The sequence below is a fragment of the Pseudomonas sp. CHM02 genome (genome assembly GCF_000612585.1).
Taxonomy (GTDB): domain Bacteria; phylum Pseudomonadota; class Gammaproteobacteria; order Pseudomonadales; family Pseudomonadaceae; genus Aquipseudomonas.
On sequence record NZ_JFCA01000024.1, the window covers coordinates 1 to 25,648 of the forward strand.

At 62.3% G+C, this 25,648-nt stretch carries 20 protein-coding genes; 9 read left to right on the forward strand and 11 right to left on the reverse strand.

What is annotated here, in order from left to right:
* Positions 1–100 precede the first annotated feature (100 nt).
* From BM70_RS0115250 to BM70_RS0115285, 8 genes are all read right to left on the reverse strand, one after another.
* On the reverse strand, positions 101–1,102 hold the full coding sequence (locus BM70_RS0115250) for a PleD family two-component system response regulator (RefSeq protein ID WP_025856814.1): 1,002 nt from the start codon (positions 1,100–1,102) through the stop codon (positions 101–103).
* A gap of 51 nt (positions 1,103–1,153) precedes the next feature.
* Complete coding sequence (locus BM70_RS0115255; protein ID WP_025856815.1) at positions 1,154–2,164, reverse strand: chemotaxis response regulator protein-glutamate methylesterase; 1,011 nt, start codon at positions 2,162–2,164, stop codon at positions 1,154–1,156.
* Positions 2,161–4,437 carry a hybrid sensor histidine kinase/response regulator gene (locus tag BM70_RS0115260; protein WP_025856816.1) on the reverse strand — a complete coding sequence of 759 codons (2,277 nt, stop codon included), beginning with the start codon at positions 4,435–4,437 and terminating at the stop codon, positions 2,161–2,163. The genes BM70_RS0115255 and BM70_RS0115260 overlap by 4 nt, the downstream gene beginning before the upstream one ends.
* Positions 4,434–5,135, reverse strand: coding sequence for a chemotaxis protein CheW (locus tag BM70_RS0115265; RefSeq protein ID WP_025856817.1), 702 nt, complete (start codon positions 5,133–5,135; stop codon positions 4,434–4,436). Before BM70_RS0115265 ends, BM70_RS0115260 begins: the two co-directional genes overlap by 4 nt.
* Positions 5,132–6,391, reverse strand: coding sequence for a CheR family methyltransferase (locus tag BM70_RS0115270; RefSeq protein WP_025856818.1), 1,260 nt, complete (start codon positions 6,389–6,391; stop codon positions 5,132–5,134). The genes BM70_RS0115265 and BM70_RS0115270 overlap by 4 nt, the downstream gene beginning before the upstream one ends.
* The gene (locus BM70_RS0115275; protein ID WP_025856819.1) at positions 6,388–6,900 is read right to left on the reverse strand and encodes a chemotaxis protein CheW; all 513 of its coding nucleotides are present in this window, start codon (positions 6,898–6,900) and stop codon (positions 6,388–6,390) included. The genes BM70_RS0115270 and BM70_RS0115275 overlap by 4 nt, the downstream gene beginning before the upstream one ends.
* Positions 6,900–8,522 carry a methyl-accepting chemotaxis protein gene (locus BM70_RS0115280; protein WP_025856820.1) on the reverse strand — a complete coding sequence of 541 codons (1,623 nt, stop codon included), beginning with the start codon at positions 8,520–8,522 and terminating at the stop codon, positions 6,900–6,902. Before BM70_RS0115280 ends, BM70_RS0115275 begins: the two co-directional genes overlap by 1 nt.
* A gap of 149 nt (positions 8,523–8,671) precedes the next feature.
* A complete protein-coding gene (locus BM70_RS0115285; protein ID WP_025856821.1) occupies positions 8,672–9,382 on the reverse strand; it encodes a tellurite resistance TerB family protein in 711 nt (236 codons plus the stop codon).
* Positions 9,383–9,550: 168 nt separating this feature from the next.
* Here BM70_RS0115285 and BM70_RS0115290 point away from each other — a divergent pair, with 168 nt between their 5' ends.
* From BM70_RS0115290 to BM70_RS0115330, 9 genes are all read left to right on the forward strand, one after another.
* A complete protein-coding gene (locus BM70_RS0115290; protein ID WP_012722545.1) occupies positions 9,551–10,462 on the forward strand; it encodes a LysR family transcriptional regulator in 912 nt (303 codons plus the stop codon).
* Between the two features lie 132 nt (positions 10,463–10,594).
* Positions 10,595–12,052, forward strand: coding sequence for a gamma-aminobutyraldehyde dehydrogenase (locus BM70_RS0115295; RefSeq protein WP_025856822.1), 1,458 nt, complete (start codon positions 10,595–10,597; stop codon positions 12,050–12,052).
* A 72-nt stretch (positions 12,053–12,124) separates the two neighbouring features.
* Positions 12,125–13,276: a putative ABC transporter substrate-binding protein YdcS gene (gene ydcS, locus BM70_RS0115300; RefSeq protein ID WP_025856823.1), complete on the forward strand. Its 1,152-nt coding sequence runs from the start codon at positions 12,125–12,127 to the stop codon at positions 13,274–13,276.
* A 229-nt stretch (positions 13,277–13,505) separates the two neighbouring features.
* Complete coding sequence (locus BM70_RS0115305) at positions 13,506–14,540, forward strand: ABC transporter ATP-binding protein (RefSeq protein WP_025856824.1); 1,035 nt, start codon at positions 13,506–13,508, stop codon at positions 14,538–14,540.
* A gap of 1 nt (position 14,541) precedes the next feature.
* Positions 14,542–15,471, forward strand: coding sequence for an ABC transporter permease (locus tag BM70_RS0115310; RefSeq protein WP_025856825.1), 930 nt, complete (start codon positions 14,542–14,544; stop codon positions 15,469–15,471).
* Positions 15,461–16,270 (forward strand): ABC transporter permease, encoded by an 810-nt coding sequence (locus BM70_RS0115315; protein WP_025856826.1) that lies wholly within the window; start codon positions 15,461–15,463, stop codon positions 16,268–16,270. Before BM70_RS0115310 ends, BM70_RS0115315 begins: the two co-directional genes overlap by 11 nt.
* A 170-nt stretch (positions 16,271–16,440) precedes the next feature.
* A complete protein-coding gene (locus BM70_RS0115320; RefSeq protein WP_025856827.1) occupies positions 16,441–17,865 on the forward strand; it encodes a gamma-aminobutyraldehyde dehydrogenase in 1,425 nt (474 codons plus the stop codon).
* Positions 17,866–17,999: 134 nt separating this feature from the next.
* The gene (locus BM70_RS0115325; protein WP_025856828.1) at positions 18,000–19,862 is read left to right on the forward strand and encodes an FAD/NAD(P)-binding protein; all 1,863 of its coding nucleotides are present in this window, start codon (positions 18,000–18,002) and stop codon (positions 19,860–19,862) included.
* Positions 19,863–20,158: 296 nt separating this feature from the next.
* Positions 20,159–21,784: a glucan biosynthesis protein D gene (locus BM70_RS0115330; protein ID WP_025856829.1), complete on the forward strand. Its 1,626-nt coding sequence runs from the start codon at positions 20,159–20,161 to the stop codon at positions 21,782–21,784.
* 40 nt (positions 21,785–21,824) lie between these two features.
* Here BM70_RS0115330 and BM70_RS0115335 read toward each other — a convergent pair whose 3' ends face one another.
* The 3 genes from BM70_RS0115335 to BM70_RS0115345 all read right to left on the reverse strand — a co-directional run bounded on the left by BM70_RS0115335 (position 21,825) and on the right by BM70_RS0115345 (position 25,514).
* Positions 21,825–22,010: a hypothetical protein gene (locus BM70_RS0115335; RefSeq protein ID WP_025856830.1), complete on the reverse strand. Its 186-nt coding sequence runs from the start codon at positions 22,008–22,010 to the stop codon at positions 21,825–21,827.
* A 270-nt stretch (positions 22,011–22,280) separates the two neighbouring features.
* Positions 22,281–23,387: an NADH:flavin oxidoreductase/NADH oxidase gene (locus BM70_RS0115340; RefSeq protein ID WP_025856831.1), complete on the reverse strand. Its 1,107-nt coding sequence runs from the start codon at positions 23,385–23,387 to the stop codon at positions 22,281–22,283.
* A 225-nt stretch (positions 23,388–23,612) separates the two neighbouring features.
* Positions 23,613–25,514, reverse strand: coding sequence for a potassium transporter Kup (locus BM70_RS0115345; RefSeq protein WP_025856832.1), 1,902 nt, complete (start codon positions 25,512–25,514; stop codon positions 23,613–23,615).
* Positions 25,515–25,648: the final 134 nt, after the last annotated feature.

Sequence of the window (25,648 nt, forward strand, 5' to 3'; positions counted from 1 at the left end):
TGGTTACTTTTTGCGCTCTTCAAAAAGTGACCCGCTGTAAGAGCGGAACCAATACCAGCCGTGACCGCAGCAACGGATATGTACACAGCAGCGCTAAGCCCTACTCGATCCCCACCTGATTGCGCCCATTATGCTTAGCCGTATACAAGCCCTTATCCGCCGCCATAATCAGCTGACGGCAATCCGTACCCTGCACCGGCGTCATGGTCGACAGCCCGATGCTAATCGTAAGGCAGGAACCCTCGGTCGGCGCGTTATGCGGAATTTTCAGCGCCGCCACCGCCATCCGCAGCTTTTCAGCCACCAATCGAGCACCGCCCGGTGAAGTGTTAGGCAGCACCAGGGCAAACTCCTCACCGCCGTAGCGCGCCGGCAAATCCGAAGGCCGACTGCTGGCCTCTCGGATGGTCGCCGCAACCTTGCGCAAGGCCTCATCACCTTCGACATGCCCGAAGCTGTCGTTGTAGGTCTTGAAGAAATCCACATCAATCATCAACAACGACAGCTGAGTCTGGTCACGCATGGCCCGCCGCCATTCCAGTTCCAGGTACTCGTCGAAGTGGCGACGGTTGGACAGCCCGGTGAGGCCGTCGGAGTTCATCAGCCGTTGCAGCACCAGGTTGGTGTCCAGCAGTTGTTGCTGGCTGACCCGCAACGCGCGGTAGGCCGCATCCCGCTGCAACAAGGTCATGTAGGAGCGCGAGTGGTAGCGGATGCGCGCCACCAGTTCGATATTGTCCGGCAGCTTGACCAGATAATCGTTGGCCCCGGCCGAGAATGCCGCGCTCTTGATCAGCGGGTCTTCCTTGGTGGAAAGCACGATGATCGGGATATTCTGCGTAGCCGGGTGGTTGCGGTATTCGCGCACCAGAGTCAGGCCGTCGAGGCCTGGCATCACCAGATCCTGCAGGATAACGGTCGGCTTGATGCGGATCGCCTGGGCGATGGCCTGGTGCGGGTCGGCGCAGAAGTGGAAGTCGATATTTTCTTCATGGGCCAGGCCACGCCGCACGGCTTCACCGATCATGGCCTGGTCGTCGACCAGCAACACCATGGCGGCATTTTCGTCGGTCTTGATGTCGTCGATCTGTAAATCATTCATGTGCAGTCACCTGAATTACTACCTGCAAGCCAACACCGCGAGAGGTCCTGTTCATTTGGCAAAGACCTCCAGCAATCGGGGCGCAATTCTGTCCAGTGGGCGAATTTCAACAGCAGCATCAATCGCCGCCGCCGCTTTGGGCATGCCATACACCGCCGAGCTTTGCTGATCCTGGGCGATGGTCAAATAACCTTGTTCACGCAGCAACTTGAGGCCCTGGGCCCCGTCGCGCCCCATGCCGGTCAACAGTACGCCGACGGCATCGCCATTCCAGTGGCTGGCCACGCTTTCGAAAAACACGTCGATCGAAGGCCGGTAAATCTCGTTCACCGGCTCTGCGGTATAGGCTAGCGTGCCATTCTTCAATAAACGAATGTGGTGATTGGTGCCAGCCAGCAGCACCACACCGCTTTGCGGTGGCTCGCCTTCGCGGGCCAGGCGCACCGGCAGGCCCGAGGCGCTGCTCAGCCACTCGGCCATGCCGGCGGCGAACACCTGGTCCACATGCTGCACCAGCACGATGGCGGCGGGAAAGTCGCGTGGCAAGCCCTTGAGCAGGATTTCCAGGGCCGCCGGCCCACCCGCCGAAGACCCGATGGCCACCAGGCTCTGGCGTTTACCCGTGGAACGCTGCGGCGCGGTATCGGCGCGCACGCGGCTGCCGCGCTGGCCGATCAGCCAGCCGATATTGAGGATCTTGCGCAGCAGCGGCGCCGCTGCATCCTTGGGGTTGCCGACGCCCAGGGTCGGTGTGTCCACCACGTCCAGGGCGCCATGGCCCATGGCTTCGAACACCCGGCTCACGTTGGCCTGGCGGTCGACGGTCACGATAACGATGGCGCACGGGGTCTCGGCCATGATCTGCCGGGTAGCCTCCACGCCATCCATTACCGGCATGATCAGGTCCATCAGGATCAGGTCCGGCGTCAGTTCGGCGCAGCGTTGCACCGCTTCCAGGCCATTGCTGGCCACCCACACCACCTCGTGCGCGGGCTCGAAACTCAAGGCGCGGCGCAAGGCCTCCACCGCCAGGGGCATGTCATTGACGATCGCAATCCTCATGCCCGTGCGCCTCCAATCAGCTCCACCACGGCGTCCAACAGGGCGTCATCGTGGAAACTGGCTTTGGCTAAATAATAGTCGGCACCGGCGTCCAGTCCACGACGTCGGTCTTCTTCGCGATCTTTGTACGACACCACCATCACCGGCAACGATTGCAGGCGACTGTCACGGCGCAAGAGTGTGACCAATTCAATACCGTCCATGCGAGGCATATCAATATCAGTGATCAACAGGTCAAAGTCTTCGGAACGCAACGCGTTCCAGCCGTCCATGCCATCGACCGCCACAGCCACTTCATAACCCCGATTAAGTAACAATTTGCGTTGCAGCTCACGCACGGTCAGCGAGTCATCGACCACCAGCACCCGCTTGCGCGGCGCCTCGGTGGCTTGCTGGCTGCGCCGGGCAATACGTTCAAGGCGGCCGGTGTTGAGCAGTTTGTCCACCGAACGCAGCATGTCTTCCACGTCGACGATCAATACCACCGAGCCGTCATCGAGCAAGGCGCCGGCAGAAATGTCCTGGACCTTGCCCAGGCGATCATCCAGCGGCAGCACCACCAGCGTACGCTCGCCGATAAAGCGTTCCACGGCAATCCCGTACACCGCATCGCGCTCGCGGATGACCACCACTTTCAACGTTTCCGACTGGCTTTGCCCCGCCGGGCGCTGCAACAACTGGCTGGCGGCGACCAGGCCGACATGCCGGCCCTCGTGCCAGAAATGCTGGCGACCTTCCAGTTGCACAATGTCATCGGGGGCCAGGTCGCACATGCGTTCGATATGGGCCAGCGGAAACGCATACGCTTCCTCGCCGACTTCCACCACCAGGCTGCGCACCACCGACAAGGTCAGCGGCACTTCCAGGTGGAAACGACTGCCCTGCCCCGCCGTCTGCTCCAGCACCACCGCACCGCGCAGTTGGCGGACCATGTGCTGTACCGCATCCAGGCCGACACCGCGCCCGGACACCTCGGTGACCTTGTCGCGCAGGCTGAACCCCGGCAGGAACAGGAACGTCAGCAACTCTTCTTCGCTCAGGCGCAGCGCAGTTTCCACCGGCGACAGGTGCCGGTCGACGATGGTGCCGCGCAGGCGCTCCAGGTCGACGCCATTGCCGTCATCGCTCAACTCCAGCACCAGCAGACCGGCCTGATGGGAGGCGCGCAGGCGGATCAAGCCTTCGGCCGGCTTGCCCGCCAGCAGGCGTTGCTCAGGCATTTCGATGCCGTGGTCGACGGCATTGCGCAACAAATGGGTGAGCGGCGCTTCGAGTTTTTCCAGCACGTCGCGGTCGACCTGGGTCTTTTCACCCTCGATCTCCAGGCGCACCTGTTTGCCGAGGCTGCGGCCGAGGTCGCGCACCATGCGCACCTGCCCGGCCAATACATCGGCAAACGGGCGCATGCGACAGGCCAGTGCGGTGTCATACAACACCTGGGCGCGCTGCCCGGCCTGCCAGCCGAATTCGTCCAACTCGGCGGTTTTTTCCGCCAGCAGGGCCTGGGCCTCGCTGAGCAGTCGACGCGTATCGGCCAGGGCCTCCTGGGCTTCGAGGCTCAGGTCCTGGGTCTTGAGTTGCCCGTCCAGCGTATCCAGCGCGCGTACGCTCTGGCTTTGAATGCGCTTGAGGCGCTGCAGGCTGGCCAGGTACGGCTTGAGCCGCTGGGTTTCCACCAGGGATTTGCTCGACAGGTCCAGCAGGCTGTTCAAGCGCTCGGCGGTCACTCGCAGTACGCGCTCGCCGCCTTCGGTCATGCGTTTGCCTTGGCGCGGCGGCTCGCTGGTCACCGGCGGCGCGGGCTCGGGCTCCGGCGGCAGTTCTTCGACGACAGGCGCAGGCTCTGGCGATGGCGGTGCCGCCGCAGGTTTAACAGGTGCCTGGGACGGATCCAGCAGGCGCTCCATCAAGGCCACGTAGGCTTGGACATCCGCCGGCCCCACGTCATTGCCCGGCGTGGCGATGCGCATCAGCAAGTCGGTGCCTTGCAGCAGTGCATCAATATGTTCGGGTTGCAGGTACAGGCGGCTTTCCTGGGCGCTGACCAGGCAATCCTCCATGACGTGGGAGACGCTGACGCCGGCGTCCACCCCAACGATGCGGGCAGCGCCTTTGAGCGAGTGCGCCGCGCGCATGCAGGCTTCGAGCTGGTCGGCCTGGGTCGGGTTGCGCTCCAGCGCCAGCAGGCCCGCGCTCAGTACCTGGGTCTGTGCATCGGCTTCCAGGCTGAACAGTTCCAGCAGCGAGGCATCGCGCATCTGGTCGGGGGTCATGTGAGGCTCCGGGTCACGGCGGACAACAATTGTGCCTCGTCCAGCCAACGCAGGCTGCGGCCTTTCCACTGCAATACACCTTGGGTGTAGCGCGCGCTGGCCTGGGTGCCCGAGGCCGATGCAGCCTTCAAGGTGCGCTCATCGATGGCATGGATACCGTCGACCTCATCCACCGGCACCACCACCGGGCCATCCTGGGCAGCGATGATCAACATGCGCGGCATGCTGCGCCCACCGCTGGGGCCATTGCCGGTGGCGTCGAGGCCCAACAGTTCCACCAGCGACAGGCACGCCACCAGCGCGCCGCGCACGTTGGCCACGCCGAGCAAGGCGCGGGAGCGCTGATGCGGCAGGGAATGAATCGGTTGCAGCGGCGCGACTTCCACCAGGCAGCGGGTGGCAATGCCCAGCCACTCTTCACCGAGGCGGAACATCAGCAAGGAGCGGGTGACCACATCCTCGCCCAGTTCGACGGCGGCATGCGAGCGGTGCGTGTCCTGCTGCAAGGCGTAACGGTCCAGCAAGCGCGTGGCCGCCGCCGAATACACCGAGCAGTTTCGGCAATGGATATGGTCCGCCAGCAGCGGGCAGGACTTGTCACCGTGGATACCGATGCGGTTCCAGCAATCGTCGATGGCCTGGGTGTCGGCCAGGGTCAGGTCCAGGCCTGCGGTGTCGAGCGCATCAGGGCTACTCATCGTTTGGACTCACTGTCAGCTCGCTCGCTACGGGCGGCGCGCGCCTGTAAACGGCGCGCCCCCGCACTGTCGCCCTGGGACTCGAGCAACGCGGCCAGGTGCATCAGGGCCTGCGGGTGCTGGGGTTCCAGGTACAAGGCTTTTCGATAATACCCCTGGGCTTCCAGGGCACTGCCGGCCACGTCGCTGAGCAGCCCCAGCCAGTAGAACACCTGGGCGGCCGGCGGGTGATTGCTCAAATAACGTTCACAGGCTGCACGGGCCTCGGCACTTTTGCCTTCATTGGCCAACGTGGCGATCTGGCTGAGCAAGTCGGCCGCGTCGGACGGCGGCGCCTTGATCGGCACTACGTGGGCGCTGGTAGTGCTGAACGGTCGTGGCTTGGTCGGAATCGGCGCGGCGCTGCGTTGTGGCAAGGGTGCAGGCATCGGTGTAAAGACTGGCTCGGGCTTGGCTGGTTCGGCATGCCGGCTGAACGCAAAGGACTGCGGCACCCCAATCGAACGCATGCCATGGCGCCCCAGCAGGCTGCCCTCGGCAGGGCCGATAAACAGCACGCCGTCCTCGTGGGTCAGGCCCTTGAGCACGTCGAACACTTGCTTTTGGGTCGGCTGGTCGAAGTAGATCAGCAGGTTGCGGCAGAACACGAAGTCGTAGCTCGCCTCATTGGCCAGCAGCGCCGGATCGAGCAGATTGCCGACCTGCAGGCGGACCTGTTCGCGCACGCGGTCGGCAATGTGGTAACCGTCGTCATACTCGGTGAAGTGACGGTCGCGAAAACCGATATCCCCCCCGCGAAACGAGTTCTTGCCATACACCCCGCGTCGCGCGCGCTCCAGCGACAACGGGCTGACGTCCATGCCCTGCACTTTGAACTGGTGGGGCGCCAAACCGGCATCCAGCAGCGCCATGGCAATCGAGTAAGGCTCTTCGCCGGTGGAGCACGGCAGGCTGAGAATACGCAATGCGCGCATCTGCTTGATGTCCGCCAGGCGTGTTTTGGCCAGGCGGGCCAGGGTCGCGAAGGATTCGGGATAACGGAAAAACCAGGTTTCGGGGACGATCACCGCTTCGATCAACGCCTGCTGTTCATCCTCGGAGCATTGCAGGTGCTGCCAGTAGTCGCTGGCCGTTTGTGCATTGACGGCCTGGCTGCGCTGGCGCACCGCACGCTCGATGATGGCTTCGCCGACCGACGCAACGTCCAGGCCGATGCGCTCTTTCAGGAAAGCAAAAAAACGCGGGTCGTGGCTCATACGCTCAGCTCGGCAGAAAACAGCACGGCGCGCACGTCGTCGGTGAGCAAGTCGTTGACACCAATCCACTGCATCAAGCCCAAGGCATCTTCACGCACCAGCCCCAGGTACGGCGCTTCACGGTTCTCCAGGCCATAGGGCTTGAACTCCCCGAGGTCGCAACGCAGGGTGTCGGTGGCCTGTTCCAGGATCAGCCCCAGCCAGCGCGCTTCGCCCCACGGCTGCGGCTGGTAATTGACCAGCACCAGGCGCGTGCTGGTGCGGGCCTTGGCCGGTTTGCCGAAGGTCAGGGCGCTGAGGTCGATCACCGGCACCAGCGCGCCACGATGGGCAAAGATGCCCGCCACCCACAGCGGTGCATGGGCAATCGGTTTAAGCGGCAGGCGCGGCAGGACCTCGGCGACTTCCGTGGCCCTGAGGGCAAAGCGCTCGTCGCCGATGTGGAACACCAGGAACAACGCCTTTTTCGCTGCCGGAACGGCACCGCGTTTAGCCGCGAGCTCGCTCATCAGACTTTGAAACGCGACACGCCGCTGCGCAGACCCACCGCAACCTGGCTCAGCTCATCAATGGCAAAGCTGGCCTGGCGCAGGGACTCCACAGTCTGGCTGCTGGCATCGCCCAGTTGCACCAGCGCGTGGTTGATCTGCTCAGCGCCGGTGGCCTGGGCCTGCATGCCTTCATTGACCATCAACACCCGCGGCGCCAGCGCCTGCACCTGGTGGATGATCTGCGACAGTTGCTCGCCGACTTGCTGCACCTCGAACATGCCACGGCGCACTTCTTCGGAGAACTTGTCCATGCCCATCACGCCCGCAGACACTGCCGACTGGATCTCGCGCACCATCTGTTCGATGTCGTAGGTGGCCACGGCCGTCTGATCGGCCAGGCGGCGCACTTCGGTAGCAACCACGGCAAAACCACGCCCGTACTCGCCGGCTTTTTCGGCTTCGATGGCGGCATTCAGCGACAGCAGGTTGGTCTGGTCGGCGACCTTGACGATGGTCACCACCACCTGGTTGATGTTGCCGGCCTTCTCATTGAGGATCGCCAGCTTGGCGTTGACCAGGTCGGCGGCGCCCATCACTGAGTGCATGGTTTCTTCCATGCGCGCCAGGCCTTGCTGGCCGGAACCGGCGGCGACCGATGCCTGATCGGCGGCGGTGGACACTTCGGTCATGGTGCGCACCAGGTCCTTGGACGTGGCGGCGATCTCGCGGGAAGTGGCGCCGATCTCGGTGGTGGTGGCGGCGGTTTCAGTGGCGGTGGCCTGTTGCTGCTTGGAAGTAGCGGCAATCTCGGTGACCGAGGTGGTCACCTGCACCGACGAACGCTGAGCCTGGGAAACCAGGGCTGTCAGCTCCGTCATCATGTCGTTGAAGCCGGTTTCGACGGCACCGAACTCGTCCTTGCGCTCCAGATTCAGACGTTTGCTCAGGTCGCCGTCGCGCATGGTGCCGAGGATATCAACGATGCGTTGCATCGGCGCCATGATTGCGCGCATCAGCAGCAGGCCACACAGGCCGGCCGCGAGGATCGCCACGAGCAACGATATGAACATGCTGATTTTCGCGGCGGATACCGCATCATCAATCGCATTGGTCGCACGGTCGGCGACGTTTTTGTTCTCGGTGATGATGTCGGTGAGCTTCGTGCGGCCTGCGGTCCAGGTCGGCGTCAACTGGGTATCGAACTCTTTGCGCGCAGCGCTCAGGTCACCGCGTTGCAAGCTGTCGAGCACGGTGGCCAGGCTCTTGTTATAGACCTGGTGCAGGGTTTCGAATTTGTCGAACTCGGAACGGTCGTCGCTGCTGGCGATGGTTTTTTCGTAGCTGTCCATCTGTTGCAGGATGCGCGCATCGAAGGACTTGAACTCGGCCCGATCGGCGTCGCTCAGTTGCTTGTCGTCACGCAGGCCAAGCAATTCGAGGGTTTGCAGGTAGCTGTCGACCCACGCGCTACGGATCATGGAGCTGAAGTAGACCCCCGGCACCGCATCGTCGCTCACTGCGACTTCGCTGGCTTCGATCTTCAGCAAGCGTGAATAGGAGACCACAACCATTAACAGCATGATGGCGATAATGACCGCAAAGCTTGCCAAGATCCGTTGGCGCAAGGTCCAGTTCTTCACAGTAATTCCTCGAAGGGCCGATCAAATGCCGGGGAGTATAGCTGAGCAGAAGCCCTCATTTATCAACGGGTTTTGATGGAGCGCGCACAGAATGCAAAAACACCCCGGGCCATTGCGGCAGCCGGGGTGCTTTCAGCGCAGGGGCAGGCTCAGAGGGTGGCCTGGCGCACCTGTTTTTCCAGCTCCAGCTTCAAGCCAGGCTCCAGTTTCAGTTGGCGTGCCAGCTCGTCGAGGTAGGCCTTCTCCATGAAGTTTTCCTCGTCCACCAGCATCACGCTGGCGATGTACATCTCGGCCGCCATTTCCGGCGTGCCGGCAGCTCGTGCCACGTCGGCCGGGTCCAGGGGTTTGTTCAGTTCGGCGTGTAGCCAGCTCTGTAGCTCATGATCGTTGTCCAACTTGGTGAATTCGCCTTCGATCAAGGCGCGCTCACGTTCATCCACATGGCCGTCCGCCTTGGCGGCGGCGACCAACGCCTTGAGGATGCCCTGGCTGTGTTGCTCGACTTGCGCCGGCGGCAGGCGGTCGATGGTTTGCGGCTCACCTTGAGGGGCGCTGGCCTGCTGCGCCTGCCAATTGCCATAGGCTTTGTAGGCAATCACCCCCAATGCCGCCAGCCCGCCATAGGTCAGGGCCTTGCCACCGAACTTGCGCGCTTTCTTGTTGCCCAGCAGCAGGCCCATGGCACCGGCCGCCAAGGCCCCGCCGCCCGCGCCACCAAGCAGGCTGCCCAGGCCGCCACCGCCGAGCAAACCGCCCAGTGCGCCTTTGTCGTCCTGTTTACGCTGGCCGCCAGCCTTGTTCTGCAGCATGTCCTGGCCAGACTTGAGCAACTGATCGAGCAATCCACGGGTATTCATTCGCAGCCTCCAGACACTTGGGTTCATAGGACCAATAGGCCTCCAGCGTAAAACTAAGTGCCAAAAAGCCCCGATCTAGAGTGCTTCCAGATGTAACGCGGCCGCCCTTCACTAAAATCGATATACACTCGAACAAATCTATAAAAACACCCCACTGGTAATTCCAGCATGATGACCTTGCGTCAAATCCGGCACTTTATTGCCGTGGCCGAGACCGGTTCGATCTCCGCCGCCGCGCAAACGGCGTTTATCTCTCAGTCGACCCTGACCCTGGCGATCCAGCAACTGGAGCAGGAAATCGGCGTCAACCTGTTCAACCGTCACGCCAAGGGCATGACCCTGACCCACCAGGGCCATCAATTCCTGCGCCAGGCGCACTTGATCCTCGCCACCGTCGACAACGCCAAACGCAGCCTGCAACAGAGCACCGACCAGGTCGCCGGCCAACTGATCATCGGCGTGACCAGCCTGGTGGCCGGCTATTACCTCGCCGACCTGCTGACGCGTTTCCAGCGCGCCTACCCCAACGTTGAAATCCGTGTGATGGAGGATGAGCGCCCATATATCGAGCACCTGCTGGTGAGCGGCGAAATCGACGTGGGCGTGCTGATCCTCTCTAACCTCGAAGACCGCCACGCCCTGCAGACCGAAGTCCTCACCCACTCTCCTCACCGCCTGTGGCTGCCGGCGCAACACCCGCTGCTGGAACACGACAGCATCAACCTGGCCGATGTGGCGCGCGAACCGCTGATCCAGCTGAATGTGGATGAAATGGGCCATAACGCCCAGCGCCTGTGGGCCGGTGCCGGGTTGCAGCCACGGGTGACGTTGCGCACGGCGTCGACCGAAGCGGTACGGAGCCTGGTGGCCGCGGGTCTGGGCGTGTCCATCCAGCCGGACATGACTTACCGCCCCTGGTCGCTTGAGGGCGACATTATCGAAGCGCGGCCGATTGCCGACCTCAGCCAGACCCTCGATGTGGGCCTGGCCTGGCGGCGTGGCACTGCACGTCCTGCGTTGGTGGACCCGTTCCTGACTGTCGCCCGCGAACAGCCACACCCACGCAAGCCATCTATTTAATCGAATACTGCATTCAGTATTTAGTATTTGTTGACCTCGCGCCTGACCTCTACTCTCAGTTCATTCATAAGAGAAGGTCAGGCGCCTTGTAAGAGAACGCCCATGGCCACACAAGAAAAGAGATCGCGAAAAATGTCCGGCGCGCCCACCCCGCTGCTCACTGCGTTGCTGATCGACGGCGAACTGGTCCAGGGCCAGGGTTTTGCCGAGCCGATCCTCAACCCGGCCACGGGTGAAGTCCTCACCCAGATCGCCGAAGCCAGCACCGAACAGGTGGAAACCGCGATCCTCGCCGCCCACCGCGCCTTTGCCGGTTGGTCGCGCACCACGCCGCAGCAACGCTCGAACATCCTGCTGGGCATTGCCGACGCCATCGAAAAACAAGCCGACTACCTGGCCCGCCTGGAATCCCTGAACTGCGGCAAGCCGTTGCACCTGGCGCGCCAGGATGACTTGAGCGCCACCGTCGATGTGTTCCGCTTCTTCGCCGGGGCGGTGCGTTGCCAGACCGGGCAACTGAGCGGTGAATACCTGCCGGGCTACACCAGCATGGTGCGTCGCGACCCCATCGGCGTGGTGGCGTCGATTGCGCCGTGGAACTACCCGTTGATGATGGCCGCGTGGAAAATCGCCCCGGCCCTGGCCGCCGGCAATACCTTGGTGTTCAAGCCGTCGGAACACACGCCGCTGTCGATCCTGGCCCTCGCCCCAGTCCTTGAAGAGCTGCTGCCGCGTGGCGTGATCAACATTCTGTGTGGCGGCGGCGAAGGGGTCGGCAGCCATCTGGTCAGCCACCCCAAGGTGCGCATGGTCTCGCTGACCGGCGATATCGTCACTGGGCAGAAGATTCTGCAAGCCGCCTCCAAAACCCTTAAACGCACGCACCTGGAACTCGGCGGCAAGGCCCCCGTGATCGTGTGCAACGACGCCGACCTGCAGGCCGTGGTCGAGGGCGTGCGCGCCTACGGTTATTACAACGCAGGCCAGGACTGCACCGCCGCATGCCGCATCTACGCCCAGGCCGGTATCCACGACAAACTGGTCGCTGAGCTGGGCGCTGCCGTGAGCAGCCTGCGCTTTGCCGGCAAACGCGATGCCGACAATGAACTCGGCCCGCTGATCAGCACGCGCCAGCGCGACCGCGTCGCCAGTTTTGTCGAACGCGCCCTCGGCCAGCCGCATATCGAACGCATCACCGGCGCCGCTGTGCATTCCGGTGCGGGCTTCTACTACCAGCCCACTCTGCTCGCCGGCTGTAAACAGAACGATGAAATCGTGCAGCGCGAAGTGTTCGGCCCGGTGGTCACGGTGACGCGCTTCGACGAACTGGAGCAGGCGGTGGACTGGGCCAACGACTCCGAATATGGCCTGGCCTCGTCGGTGTGGACCCAGAACCTGGACAAGGCCATGCAAGTGGCGGCGCGCCTGCAATATGGCTGCACCTGGATCAACAGCCATTTCATGCTGGTCAGCGAAATGCCCCACGGCGGCTTGAAGCGCTCGGGGTATGGGAAGGACCTGTCCAGCGATTCGCTGCAGGACTACAGCGTGGTGCGGCACATCATGGCGCGCCACGGCCAGCATCTTTAAAACAACAACTAAGCTCATGCGTTACCGGTTTGAACAACTGCCCCGACCATAATTAAAGAAGAGGGAATCCCCATGTCTGCGCACAAGACCGCACTGCTCAGTGCCCTGACCACCGCGCTGCTGGCCAGCGTCAGCATTCAGGCCGCCGAACCGCTCAAGGCGGTGGGTGCCGGTGAAGGCCAACTGGATATTGTTGCCTGGCCCGGCTATATCGAACGTGGCGAAAGCGACAAGGCCTACGACTGGGTCACCGGTTTCGAGAAGGAAACCGGCTGCAAGGTCAACGTGAAAACCGCCGCCACCTCCGACGAAATGGTCAGCCTGATGGCCAAGGGTGGGTATGACCTGGTGACCGCGTCGGGCGATGCCTCGCTGCGGTTGATCGTCGGCAAGCGTGTGCAGCCGATCAACACCGCGCTGATCCCCAACTGGAAAAACATCGACCCGCGCCTGAAAGATGCGCCGTGGTATGTGGTCGGCCAGCAAACCTATGGCACCCCGTACCAATGGGGCCCGAACGTGCTGATGTACAACACCAACGTGTTCAAGACCGCGCCCACCAGCTGGGACGTGCTGTTCAACGCGCAGAACTTGCCGGACGGCAAGCCGAACAAAGGTCGTGTGCAGGCGTATGACGGCCCGATCTACATCGCCGATGCCGCGCTGTACCTCAAGTCGACCAAGCCGGAACTGGGTATTCAAAGCCCGTACGAACTGACTGAAACCCAGTACAAGGCCGTGCTTGAACTGTTGCGTGCGCAACAACCACTGATCCACCGCTACTGGCACGACACCACCGTGCAAATGAGTGACTTCAAGAACGAAGGCGTGGTGGCCTCCAGCGCCTGGCCGTATCAGGTCAACGGCCTGCAGAACGAGAAGCAGCCGATTGCTTCGACCATTCCGAAGGAAGGCGCCACCGGCTGGGCCGACACCACCATGTTGCACACCGAGGCCAAGCACCCGAACTGCGCCTACAAGTGGATGGACTGGTCGCTGCAGCCGAAGGTCCAGGGCGATGTGGCCGCATGGTTCGGCTCGCTGCCGGCCGTGCCTGCGGCGTGCAAGGAAAGCGAACTGCTCGGCGCCGAAGGCTGCAAGACCAACGGGTTCGATCAGTTCGAAAAGATCGCCTTCTGGAAAACCCCGCAGGCTGAAGGCGGCAAGTTCGTGCCGTACAGCCGCTGGACCCAGGATTACATTGCGATCATGGGCGGCCGCTAAGACCGCCCGGGCTGCATAGACCCAATGTGGGCAGGGTTTATGTGGGAGCTGGCTTGCCTGCGATGCAGACACCTCGGTGCTTCAGCCAGACCGAAGTGATGCCATCGCAGGCAAGCCAGCTCCCACAGAAAAGCGCCCACATTTCAATTGCGCTGACAGATTCCCTCGTTTTTTCAGAAGTCCAGGCCGGGCCGCTGCGACGACCCGCGCCTTTTCGGAGCACCGCACCATGACGCTTGCAGTCCAATTCACCCACGTTTCCCGTCAGTTCGGCGAAGTGAAAGCCGTTGACCGGGTTTCCATCGATATCCAGGACGGCGAGTTCTTTTCCATGCTCGGCCCTTCCGGCTCGGGCAAGACCACCTGCCTGCGCCTGATCGCCGGGTTCGAGCAGCCGAGCGCAGGCTCGATCCGTATCCATGGCGAGGAAGCCGCCGGCTTGCCGCCGTATCAGCGCGATGTGAACACCGTGTTCCAGGATTACGCGCTGTTCCCCCATATGAATGTGCGCGACAACGTCGCCTACGGCCTCAAGGTCAAGGGCGTGGGCAAGACCGAACGCCTGAACCGTGCCGAAGAAGCCCTGGCCATGGTCGCCCTTGGCGGCTACGGCGACCGCAAGCCGGTGCAGCTTTCCGGTGGCCAACGCCAACGGGTGGCCCTGGCTCGCGCGCTGGTCAATCGCCCGCGTGTATTGCTGCTGGACGAGCCGCTCGGCGCCCTCGACCTCAAGCTGCGCGAGCAGATGCAAAGCGAACTGAAGAAGCTGCAACGCCAGCTGGGTATCACCTTTATCTTCGTGACCCACGACCAGACCGAAGCGCTGTCGATGTCCGACCGCGTGGCCGTATTCAATAAAGGCCGCATCGAGCAGGTCGACACCCCGCGCAATCTCTACATGAAGCCCGCCACCGCGTTCGTCGCCGAGTTCGTCGGCACCTCCAACGTGATTCGCGGCGAGTTGGCCCAGCGCCTCAGTGGCAGCGCGCAGCCGTTCTCGATCCGCCCGGAGCACGTGCGTTTTGCCGACGGCCCGCTGGGTGCCGGCGAAGTGGAAATCAGCGGTTTGCTCCACGATATCCAGTACCAGGGCAGCGCCACCCGTTATGAACTGAAACTGGACAACGGCCAGGCGCTGAACATCAGCCAGGCCAACAACCAGTGGCTGGACATCAGCAGTGGCCATCAGGTCGGCCAGTCCATCACCGCCCGTTGGGCGCGGGAAGCCATGACCCCGCTGACCGACAGCGCAGGCGAGGTGTGACATGAGCCTGGCTATTTCCCAACCGCCGATGCGCAGGTTTTCCAACCTGCTGTACCGCAAGCCCAACCTCTACCTGGCGATGCTGCTGGTGCCGCCGCTGATCTGGTTCGGCGCGATCTACCTCGGTTCGTTGCTGACCCTGCTGTGGCAAGGTTTCTATACCTTCGACGACTTCACCATGGCGGTCACGCCGGACCTGACCCTGGCCAACTTCGCCGCGCTGTTCCAGCCGTCGAACTTCGACATCATCGTGCGCACCTTGAGCATGGCGATCGTGGTGTCGATCGCCAGCGCCATCGTCGCCTTCCCCATCGCCTACTACATGGCGCGCTACACCACGGGCAAGACCAAGGCGTTCTTCTATATCGCAGTGATGATGCCGATGTGGGCCAGCTATATCGTCAAGGCCTATGCCTGGACCTTGCTGCTGGCCAAGGGCGGCGTGGCGCAGTGGTTCGTGCAGCACCTGGGGCTGGAGCCGCTGTTGCAGTTCGTGCTGGGCATTCCCGGCGTGGGCGGCAGCACCTTGAGCACTTCGCACCTGGGGCGCTTCATGGTGTTCGTCTACATCTGGCTGCCGTTCATGATCCTGCCGATCCAGGCCTCCCTGGAACGCTTGCCACCCTCGCTGCTGCAAGCCTCGGCCGACCTGGGCGCCAAACCGCGCCAGACCTTCATGCAGGTGATTTTGCCGCTGTCGGTGCCGGGGATTGCCGCAGGTTCGATCTTCACGTTCTCGCTGACCCTGGGCGACTTCATCGTGCCGCAACTGGTCGGCCCGCCCGGCTACTTCGTCGGCGGCATGGTCTACGCGCAGCAAGGCGCCATTGGCAACATGCCCATGGCCGCGGCGTTCACCCTGGTGCCGATCGTGCTGATCGCGGTTTACCTGTCCATCGTCAAACGCCTGGGGGCCTTCGATGCACTCTGAAAAATCCTCATTGGGCCTGAAGATCGCCGCCTGGGGCGGGTTGGTGTTTCTGCACTTCCCGATCCTGATCATCTTTCTCTACGCCTTCAACACCGAAGAAGCCGCGTTCAGCTTTCCACCCCAGGGCTTCACCCTGAAGTGGTTCAGCGTGGCGTTCGCCCGCCCGGACGTACTGGAAGCGATCAAGCTGTCGTTGCAGATTGCGGCCATCGCCACGCTGATCGCCATGGTGCTCGGCACCCTGGCCTCGGCCGCGCTGTATCGCCGCGAGTTCTTCGGCAAGCAAGGCGTGTCGTTGATGCTGATCCTGCCGATTGCGCTGCCGGGGATCATCACCGGCATCGCACTGCTGGCGACCTTCAAGACGCTGGGCATCGAGCCGGGGATGTTCACCATCATCGTCGGCCACGCAACCTTCTGCGTGGTGATCGTCTACAACAACGTCATCGCCCGGCTGCGCCGCACGTCCCACAGCCTGATCGAAGCCTCGATGGACCTGGGCGCCGACGGCTGGCAGACCTTCCGCTACATCATCATGCCCAACCTGGGCTCGGCGCTGCTGGCCGGCGGCATGCTCGCCTTTGCGCTGTCGTTCGACGAAATCATCGTCACCACCTTCACCGCCGGCCACGAGCGCACCCTGCCGCTGTGGCTGCTCAACCAACTGAGCCGGCCACGGGATGTGCCGGTGACCAACGTGGTGGCGATGCTGGTGATGCTGGTGACGATGTTCCCGATTCTCGGAGCCTATTACCTGACCCGCGGCGGTGAAAGCGTGGCCGGTAGTGGCGGTAAATAACGTTGCAGCTGCAGGAGCTCAGTTCAAATGCGGGAGCGGGCTTGCTCGCGAAAGCGGTACATCAGATACACATTTGTCGACTGACATACCGTATTCGCGAGCAAGTCCGCTCCCACATTAAGAGCCGGTTTCTTCAGGGAATTAACACTCGTTTTGAGGAGAGCTGAACCATGCAAACCAAACTGCTGATCAACGGCCACCTGGTCGAGGGCGAAGGCCCGGCACAAGCCGTCTTCAACCCGGCCCTCGGCCGCGTACTGGTAGAGATCAAGGAAGCCAGCGAAGCCCAGGTCGACGCCGCCGTACGCGCCGCCGATGCCGCTTTCGAAGGCTGGTCGCAAACCGCGCCCAAGGATCGCTCGCTGTTGCTGCTGAAACTGGCGGACGTGATCGAAGCCCACGGCGAAGAGCTGGCCAAGCTGGAATCGGACAACTGCGGCAAGCCCTACAGCGCCGCGCTGAACGATGAGATTCCGGCGATTGCCGATGTGTTCCGCTTCTTTGCCGGTGCCAGCCGTTGCATGAGCGGTTCGGCGGGCGGTGAGTACCTGCCCGGCCATACCTCGATGATCCGCCGCGATCCGGTGGGCGTGATCGCCTCGATCGCGCCGTGGAACTACCCACTGATGATGGTCGCCTGGAAAATCGCCCCGGCCCTCGCCGCCGGTAATACCGTGGTGCTCAAGCCGTCGGAACAAACCCCGCTGACCGCCCTGCGCCTGGTCGAACTGGCCGCTGACATTTTCCCGGCCGGGGTGCTCAACCTGGTGTTCGGCCGCGGGCCGACCGTGGGCAGCCCGCTGGTGACCCACCCGAAAGTGCGCATGGTGTCGCTGACCGGCTCCATCGCCACGGGCGCGAATATCATCTCCAGCACCGCCGACAGTGTGAAGCGCATGCACATGGAGCTGGGCGGCAAGGCGCCGGTGATCATCTTCAACGACGCCGATATCGATGCCGCCGTGGAAGGCATTCGTACCTTCGGCTTCTACAACGCCGGCCAGGATTGCACTGCGGCGTGCCGGATTTATGCGCAAGCGGATATCTACGATGCGTTCGTCGAGAAGCTCGGCGCGGCAGTCGCCAGCATCAAATATGGCTTGCAGGATGATCCAGCCACCGAGCTGGGCCCGCTGATTACTGCGCAGCATCGCGACCGCGTGGCCGGGTTTGTCGAGCGCGCCGTGGCACAACCGCACATTCGACTGGTCACGGGCGGCAAGGCGGTGGAAGGCAATGGCTTCTTCTTTGAGCCGACCGTGCTGGCCGACGCGCAGCAGGACGACGAAATCGTGCGGCGCGAAGTGTTCGGCCCGGTGGTATCGGTGACCAAGTTCACCGATGAAGCACAGGTGCTGGGCTGGGCCAATGATTCGGACTACGGCCTGGCGTCATCCGTGTGGACCGCCGACGTAGGACGCGCCCATCGCTTGGCCGCACGCCTGCAATACGGCTGCACCTGGGTGAACACCCACTTCATGCTCGTCAGCGAAATGCCTCACGGCGGTCAGAAACTGTCGGGTTATGGCAAGGACATGTCCATGTACGGGCTGGAGGACTACACCACCGTTCGCCATGTGATGTTCAAGCACTGACCCCAGCGCCACCTCTGTAGGAGCCGGCTTGCCGGCGATGAGGCCAGTGAGCCATGCATTGCTCTTGTGGACGCCATCGCCGGCAAGCCGGCTCCTACAGGGGTCTTATAACAATAAAATTTAGGTTCCTCCCCATGGATATCACCCGCCGCGACTTCCTCAACGGCGTCGCTGTCACCATCGCCGCCGGCATGACCCCGCTGCAAATCCTGCAAGCCGCGCCCGATGGTCGTTACTACCCACCCGGACTCACCGGCCTGCGCGGCAGCCATGTCGGCTCGTTCGAAGTGGCGCACCAGATGGGCTGGGAAAAGAAGGTGTTCGACACCGACCAGCTGCCGATCACCGAGCACTACGACCTGGTCATCGTGGGTGGCGGCTTGAGTGGTTTGTCGGCAGCGTGGTTCTACCGAGAGAAGCACCCCAAGGCGAAGATCCTGATCCTGGAAAACCACGACGACTTCGGCGGCCACGCCAAGCGCAATGAGTTCCAGGCCGGTGGCCGCATGATCATCGGCTACGGTGGCAGCGAGGCGTTCCAGTCGCCCAACCACCTGTACAGCAAGCAAGTGAACGGGCTATTGAAGAAACTCGGGGTGAATATCAAGCGCTTCGAAACCGCCTTCGACCGCCAGTTTTACCCAAGCCTGGGGCTGTCGCGCGGGGTGTTTTTCGACAAGGAGAACTTCGGCGAAGACAAACTGGTGACCGGCGACCCCACGCCGATGGTGGCCGACGACATCGCGCCAGACCGGCTCAACGCGCGGGCGATCAGCGATTTCATCAATGACTTTCCGTTGCCACCGGCAGACCGCCAGGCCCTGATCGAGCTGCACACCGCGCCCAAGGATTATCTGCCGGGCAAGACCGCCGAAGAAAAGGCCACTTACCTGGCGGCCACCAGCTACCGCGACTTCCTGCTCAAGAACGTAGGTTTGTCGGAAGGCGCGGTGAAGTACTTCCAGAGCCGTACCAATGACTTCATGGCCCTGAGCATCGATGCGGTGGCGTCGTCCGATGCCTACAGCGTGGGTTTCCCTGGCTTTGCCGGGATGAACCTGGCGCCGATCAGCGAAGAAGCCGCCGCCGAAATGGAAGAGCCCTACATCTATCACTTCCCGGACGGTAATGCGTCGGTGGCGCGGTTGCTGGTGCGCAGCCTGATCCCGGGCGTGGCGCCGGGACACACCATGGACGATATCGTGTTGGCGGCGTTTGACTACGCCAAGCTCGACCAACCCAGGGCCGCCGTGCGGCTGCGCCTGAACAGCACGGCGGTCAGCGTGCGCAACGTCGGTGATGGCGTGCATGTCGGCTACAGCCGTGGCGGACAACTCGCCCAGGTAAGCGGCAAACGCTGCATCCTGGCCTGTTACAACATGATGATTCCGTACCTGCTGAAGGATCTGCCGGCACCACAGGCCCATGCCCTGAGCCAGAACGTGAAATACCCGCTGGTGTACACCAAGGTGGTGATCCGCAACTGGCAGTCGTTCCAGAAGCTCGGCGTGCATGAGATTTACGCGGCGACCCAGCCTTACAGCCGGATCAAGCTGGACTACCCGGTGAGCATGGGCGGCTACGACCACCCGCGTGACCCGACGCAGCCAATCGGCTTGCACATGGTCTACGTGCCCACCAGCCCCAACAGCGGCATGAACGCCCGCGACCAGGCCCGCGCCGGGCGGGGCAAGTTGTATGGGCAGACGTTCGAACAGTTGGAAGCGCAGTTGCGCGACCAGTTGCAACGCATGCTTGGGCCAGGTGGTTTCGAGCATGAGCGCGATATCCTGGCGATCACTGTCAACCGTTGGTCACATGGTTATGCGAGCTTCTCCAACAGTTTGTTCGACAAAGCCGATGAAAGCGAAGCGCTGATGAAGCTGGCGAAAAAGCCGCTGGGCCATGTGAGCATTGCCAACTCGGATGCGGCGTGGAGTGCGTATGCCCATGCGGCGATAGATGAGGCGTATCGCGCAGTAGGCGAAATCGCCTGACCCTTGTAGGAGCCGGCTTGTCGGCGATGAGGCCCCTGAGCCTTGTAGCGTTCTCTCGGACGCCATCGCCGGCAAGCCGGCTCCTACAAGGGATTTTTGTGAGTCGGAAATGTCTTGTCGCATTTGCTAGGCCATCACCCCGCTATCAATCAATTTTCCTACGTCATCGAACCGCTTAAGCTATCCGGCGTCTGTTTAATGTCCGTTGCGTTTGGTCGAAGGCATGTCCGAACCGTAATTTCTGATCCGCTACGTGCCAGGAAAGGCGCGGGATTTGCTCACGACAGGTTGTCTCTATGCACCGCAGGAATTTGCTCAAAGCGTCCATGGCCATTGCGGCTTACACCGGTTTGTCGGCCAGCGGCCTCCTCGCCGTACAGGCCTGGGCCGGGAACCGTGCCGCCGATGGCAAGGCCGTGGCGTTCGACTTCGACACGCTCAAGGCCCAGGCCAAACAACTCGCCGGGACCGCGTACAAAGACACCAAACAGGTACTGCCGCCGACCCTGGCGACCATGACCCCGCAGAATTTCAACGCCATCGGCTACGACGGCAACCATTCGCTGTGGAAGGAATTGAACGGCCAACTGGACGTGCAGTTCTTCCACGTCGGCATGGGTTTCAAGACCCCGGTGCGCATGCATAGCGTCGACCCCAAGACCCGTGAAGCGCGTGAAGTGCATTTCCGCCCTTCGCTGTTCAACTACGAAAAAACCACGGTCGACACCAAACAACTGACGGGCGACTTGGGTTTCTCCGGCTTCAAGCTGTTCAAGGCACCGGAACTGGATCGCCATGACGTGCTGTCGTTCCTTGGCGCCAGCTACTTCCGTGCGGTGGATTCCACCGGCCAATACGGCCTTTCTGCCCGTGGCCTGGCCATCGACACCTACGCGAAAAAGCGCGAGGAGTTCCCCGACTTCACGCAGTTCTGGTTTGAAACCCCGGACAAGAACGCCACCCGCTTCGTGGTCTACGCCCTGCTCGACTCGCCGAGCGCCACCGGTGCGTACCGCTTCGATATCGACTGCCAGGCCAACCAGGTGGTGATGGCCATCGACGCCCATATCAATGCGCGCACCACCATCGAACAACTGGGCATCGCGCCGATGACCAGCATGTTCAGCTGTGGCACCCACGAGCGGCGCATGTGCGACACCATCCACCCGCAGATCCACGATTCGGACCGCCTGGCGATGTGGCGCGGCAACGGCGAGTGGATCTGCCGTCCGCTGAACAACCCGGCCAAGCTGCAATTCAACGCCTTTGCCGACAAAGACCCGAAAGGCTTCGGCCTGGTGCAGACGGACCACGAGTTCGCCAGCTACCAGGACACCGTGGACTGGTACAGCAAACGCCCAAGCCTGTGGGTCGAACCGACCACCGCGTGGGGCGAAGGCTCCATCGACCTGCTGGAAATTCCTACCACCGGCGAGACCCTCGATAACATCGTGGCCTTCTGGACCCCGAAAAAACCCGTGGCCGCCGGCGACTCACTCAACTACGGTTACAAGCTGTACTGGAGCGCACTGCCACCGGTGAGCACGCCGCTGGCCCAGGTCGACGCCACCCGTTCCGGCATGGGCGGCTTTACCGAGGGCTGGGCACCGGGTGAGCATTACCCGGAAGTCTGGGCGCGCCGTTTTGCCGTGGACTTCAAGGGCGGCGGCCTGGATCGCCTGCCACCGGGTACCGGGATCGAACCGGTGGTCACCTGTTCCCATGGCGAAGTCAAAGACTTCAGCGTGCTGGTGCTGGATAACATCAAGGGCTACCGCATCCTGTTCGACTGGTACCCGACCAGCGACAGCGTGGAGCCGGTAGAGCTGCGCCTGTTCATCCGCACCCAGGATCGCACCTTGAGTGAAACCTGGCTGTACCAGTACTTCCCGCCGGCACCGGACCAACGCAAGTACACCTGACCGCCCTTGTAGGCGCTGGCTTGCCAGCGCCTTCAGGTGCTCAGAACCGCGACACGCTCTTCATCGCCCCGATCAAATACCGCATCGCCACCTGATCGTTCTCGGTCAGGGCGCGGTACTGCGCCAGCAATTCCATTTCATCGGAACTCAACCGTCGCCCCCGCAGAGACACCCGACGAGTCAGAAAAGACGCCACCACACCCGCTACACCATAGGACTTGGCCATGGACTGTTTCTCCTGATATCCATCAAATACTCCTGTTGCCCATTACCCGCCTCCCCTGAAGCGCAATGCCTCCGTGAGCTAACCGACTGACTTCCTGGGCCAGAAATCAGGCTTACCCTAAGCGTAGAAACGATCTCGTGACTTGTGGGATTTTTTTAGAGTATTCACTTAAAAAAATCTCGCGGTAACAAAGACCTACAGCCGCATCCCACGCGAGGACCATAAAAAACCCACCGGCTCGGGGTGGGTTCTGGTGAGGCGCGTCGTGGCTCAATCTCTCAAGTCAGACTCATGGATCGGCTGGTCACGATGGGTCGCGCGTTGATACTGCGCGGGCCAGATCGCCTTGCGCCCGCCCAGGTCATCGTCGGCATGCAACGGCCAGTACGGATCGCGCAGCAGTTCACGGGCGAGGAAGATGATATCGGCCTGGCAGGTGCGCAGGATGTGCTCGGCCTGGGCGGGCTCGGTGATCATGCCAACGGTGCCGGTGGCGATGCCCGACTCTTTGCGCACGCGCTCGGCGAAGCGGGTCTGGTAGCCCGGGCCGGTGGGGATCTCGGCGTTGGCGGCGGTACCACCGGAGGACACGTCGATCAGGTCGACGCCCAAGTCTTTCAGGCGGCGCGCCAGTTCCACGGTTTCATCCGGGTTCCAACCGTCTTCCACCCAGTCGGTGGCCGACACCCGCACAAACAGCGGCAGTTCCTGGGGCCAGACCTCACGTACTGCCTGAGTCACCTCAAGCACCAGGCGGATGCGGTTTTCAAACGAGCCACCGTACTGGTCCTGACGCTGGTTGCTGATGGGTGAAAGGAATTGATGCAGCAGGTAACCATGGGCCGCGTGGATTTCCACCACTTCGAAACCTGCGGTCAACGCGCGCTTGGCCGCGGCGACAAAATCGCCGATCACTTGCTGGATCTGCCCTTCGTCCAACGGCTTGGGTTGGGTGTGTTGGGGGTCGAAGGCAATCGGCGATGGCCCCACCGGCACCCAGCCGCCGTCTTCCGGCTTGACGCTGCCATGCTTGCCGATCCAGGGCCGATGGGTGCTGGCCTTGCGCCCGGCGTGGGCCAGTTGAATACCCGCCACCGCACCCTGGGCCGCGATGAAACGGGTGATGCGTTGCAGCGGTTCGATCTGTGCGTCGTTCCACAACCCAAGGTCCTGGGCGGTGATACGGCCATCGGCGGTCACGGCGGTGGCTTCGGTGAAAATCAGCCCGGCGCCACCGACGGCACGGCTGCCAAGGTGCACCAGGTGCCAGTCATTGGCCAAGCCGTCGTCGCTTGAGTATTGGCACATGGGCGACACGGCGATGCGGTTCAGCAGGGTCAATTGACGGAGGGTGTAGGGTTCGAGCAGCTGACTCATGGCGCACCTCTTCTGGGTTCTGTGGGCACTTTTGTAGGAGCAAGCTTGCTCGCGAAGGTCTCAATGTCACCGCGCTCATCCAGGATTAACGCGTTATCGTTGACGTTTTTCGCGAGCAAGCTTGCGCCTACACAACAGTGCTTAGAGCCTAGTCGACAACGCTGGATTGCACAGGGTTCAGAAAGGAAAGCGGGAGCCGATTGCCGGCTCCCGTGCTGCAAAGGCTTACATTTCGACCTGGGTGCCCAGCTCGATCACGCGATTTACCGGGAGTTTGAAGAAGCGCAGGTTGCCGTTGGCGTTCTTCAGCATGAAGGCGAACAACGCCTCGCGCCAACGGGCCATGCCCTTAATCCGCGAGGCGATCACCGTTTCGCGGCTGAGGAAGTAGGTGGTGCGCATCGGGCTGAAGTCCAGGTCATCGAGGTGACACAACTTCAGCGCTTCGGGCACATCCGGTTCGTCGGTAAAACCAAAGTGCAGGATCACGCGGAAGAAGCCTTCGCCGTAGGAATCCACCTCGAACCGCCGTGCGGCCGGGACGCGGGGAATATCTTCATAGACCACCGTCAGCAGCACCACTTGCTCATGCAACACCTGGTTATGCAGCAGGTTGTGCAACAGCGCGTGGGGCACGGCGTCCGGGCGAGCAGTGAGGAACACGGCGGTGCCCTGCACCCGATGGGGCGGCTGCACGCGGATGCTGCTGATAAAGATCGGCAACGGTAGGCCGCCTTCGTCGAGGCGCTCCACCAGCAATTGCTTGCCGCGCTTCCAGGTGGTCATCAGCACGAACAGCACGATCCCCGCCAAGACCGGGAAGGCGCCGCCCTGGATGATCTTCGGCACGTTGGCGGCAAAGTACAGGCCGTCCACCAACAGGCAGCAGACCAGAACCGGCACGGCCAGGATCGGTGGCCATTTCCACAGCAGCAACATCACCGCCGACACCAGGATGGTGGTCATCAGCATGGTGCCGGTCACCGCCACGCCGTAGGCCGAGGCCAATGCGTTGGAGGATTCGAAGCCCAGCACCAGCAGGATCACACCCACCATCAGCGACCAGTTCACCGCGCCGATGTAGATCTGGCCCTGTTCGGCACTGGACGTGTGCTGGATATGCATGCGCGGGATGTAACCGAGCTGGATCGCCTGACGGGTCAGGGAGAATGCGCCGGAGATGACCGCCTGGGACGCGATCACCGTGGCCAGGGTCGACAACACCACCAGCGGGATCAGTGCCCAGCTCGGCGCCAGCAGGTAGAACGGGTTGCGCGCGGCTTCCGGGTCACCGAGCAGCATGGCGCCCTGGCCGAAATAATTGAGTACCAGCGCCGGCAGCACCAGCATGAACCAGGCGCGGGCGATGGGTTTGCGACCGAAGTGCCCCATGTCGGCGTACAACGCTTCGGCGCCGGTCAGTGCCAGCACCACCGCGCCGAGGATCGCCACGCCAATGCCCGGGTGAGCCTCGAAGAAACGCACGGCCCACATCGGGTTCATGGCACTGAGCACCTCAGGGTGCAGGGTGATGCCATATACACCGAGGCCACCCAGCACCAGGAACCACGTCACCATGACCGGCCCGAACAGCTTGCCGATGTGGTCGGTCCCATGCTTCTGGATCAGGAACAGCGCCACCAGCACGATCAGGGCAATGGGCACGACCCACTTTTCCAGGCCGTCGAAGGCCAACTCCAGGCCCTCGACCGCGGACAATACGGAAATCGCCGGGGTGATCATGCTGTCACCGTAGAACAGCGCCGCCCCGCACAGACCACACACCACCAGGAAACTGCGCAGCTTCTTGCGCTCCCCCGCCGCCCGTCGTGCCAGTGCAGTCAGGGCCATGATGCCGCCCTCGCCCTGGTTATCGGCGCGCAGCACGAACAGCATGTACTTGATCGAGACCACCCAGATCAGCGACCAGAAGATCAGCGCCAGGATCCCCAGCACGCCATCATGGTTGACCTGAACCCCATAACCGCCGTTGAACACCTCTTTAAGGGTGTACAGCGGGCTGGTGCCGATATCGCCATAAACCACCCCGACCGCTGCCACCAGCATGCCGATCGGCTTGGCGTTTGACTGCTCGGCACCTGCCGCCTGACTACTCGCGTGACCCATCAACCACTCCTGCCCTTTGACCTGAGGTCCTTTATAAACAACGCGTCTAAGCTGACCGTAGCATGCGCTGTTTTACTTCTCGTAACAGACGTTTTATTGACCTCGGGCTTTTACCCGTGTGCAACGGCGCGAAG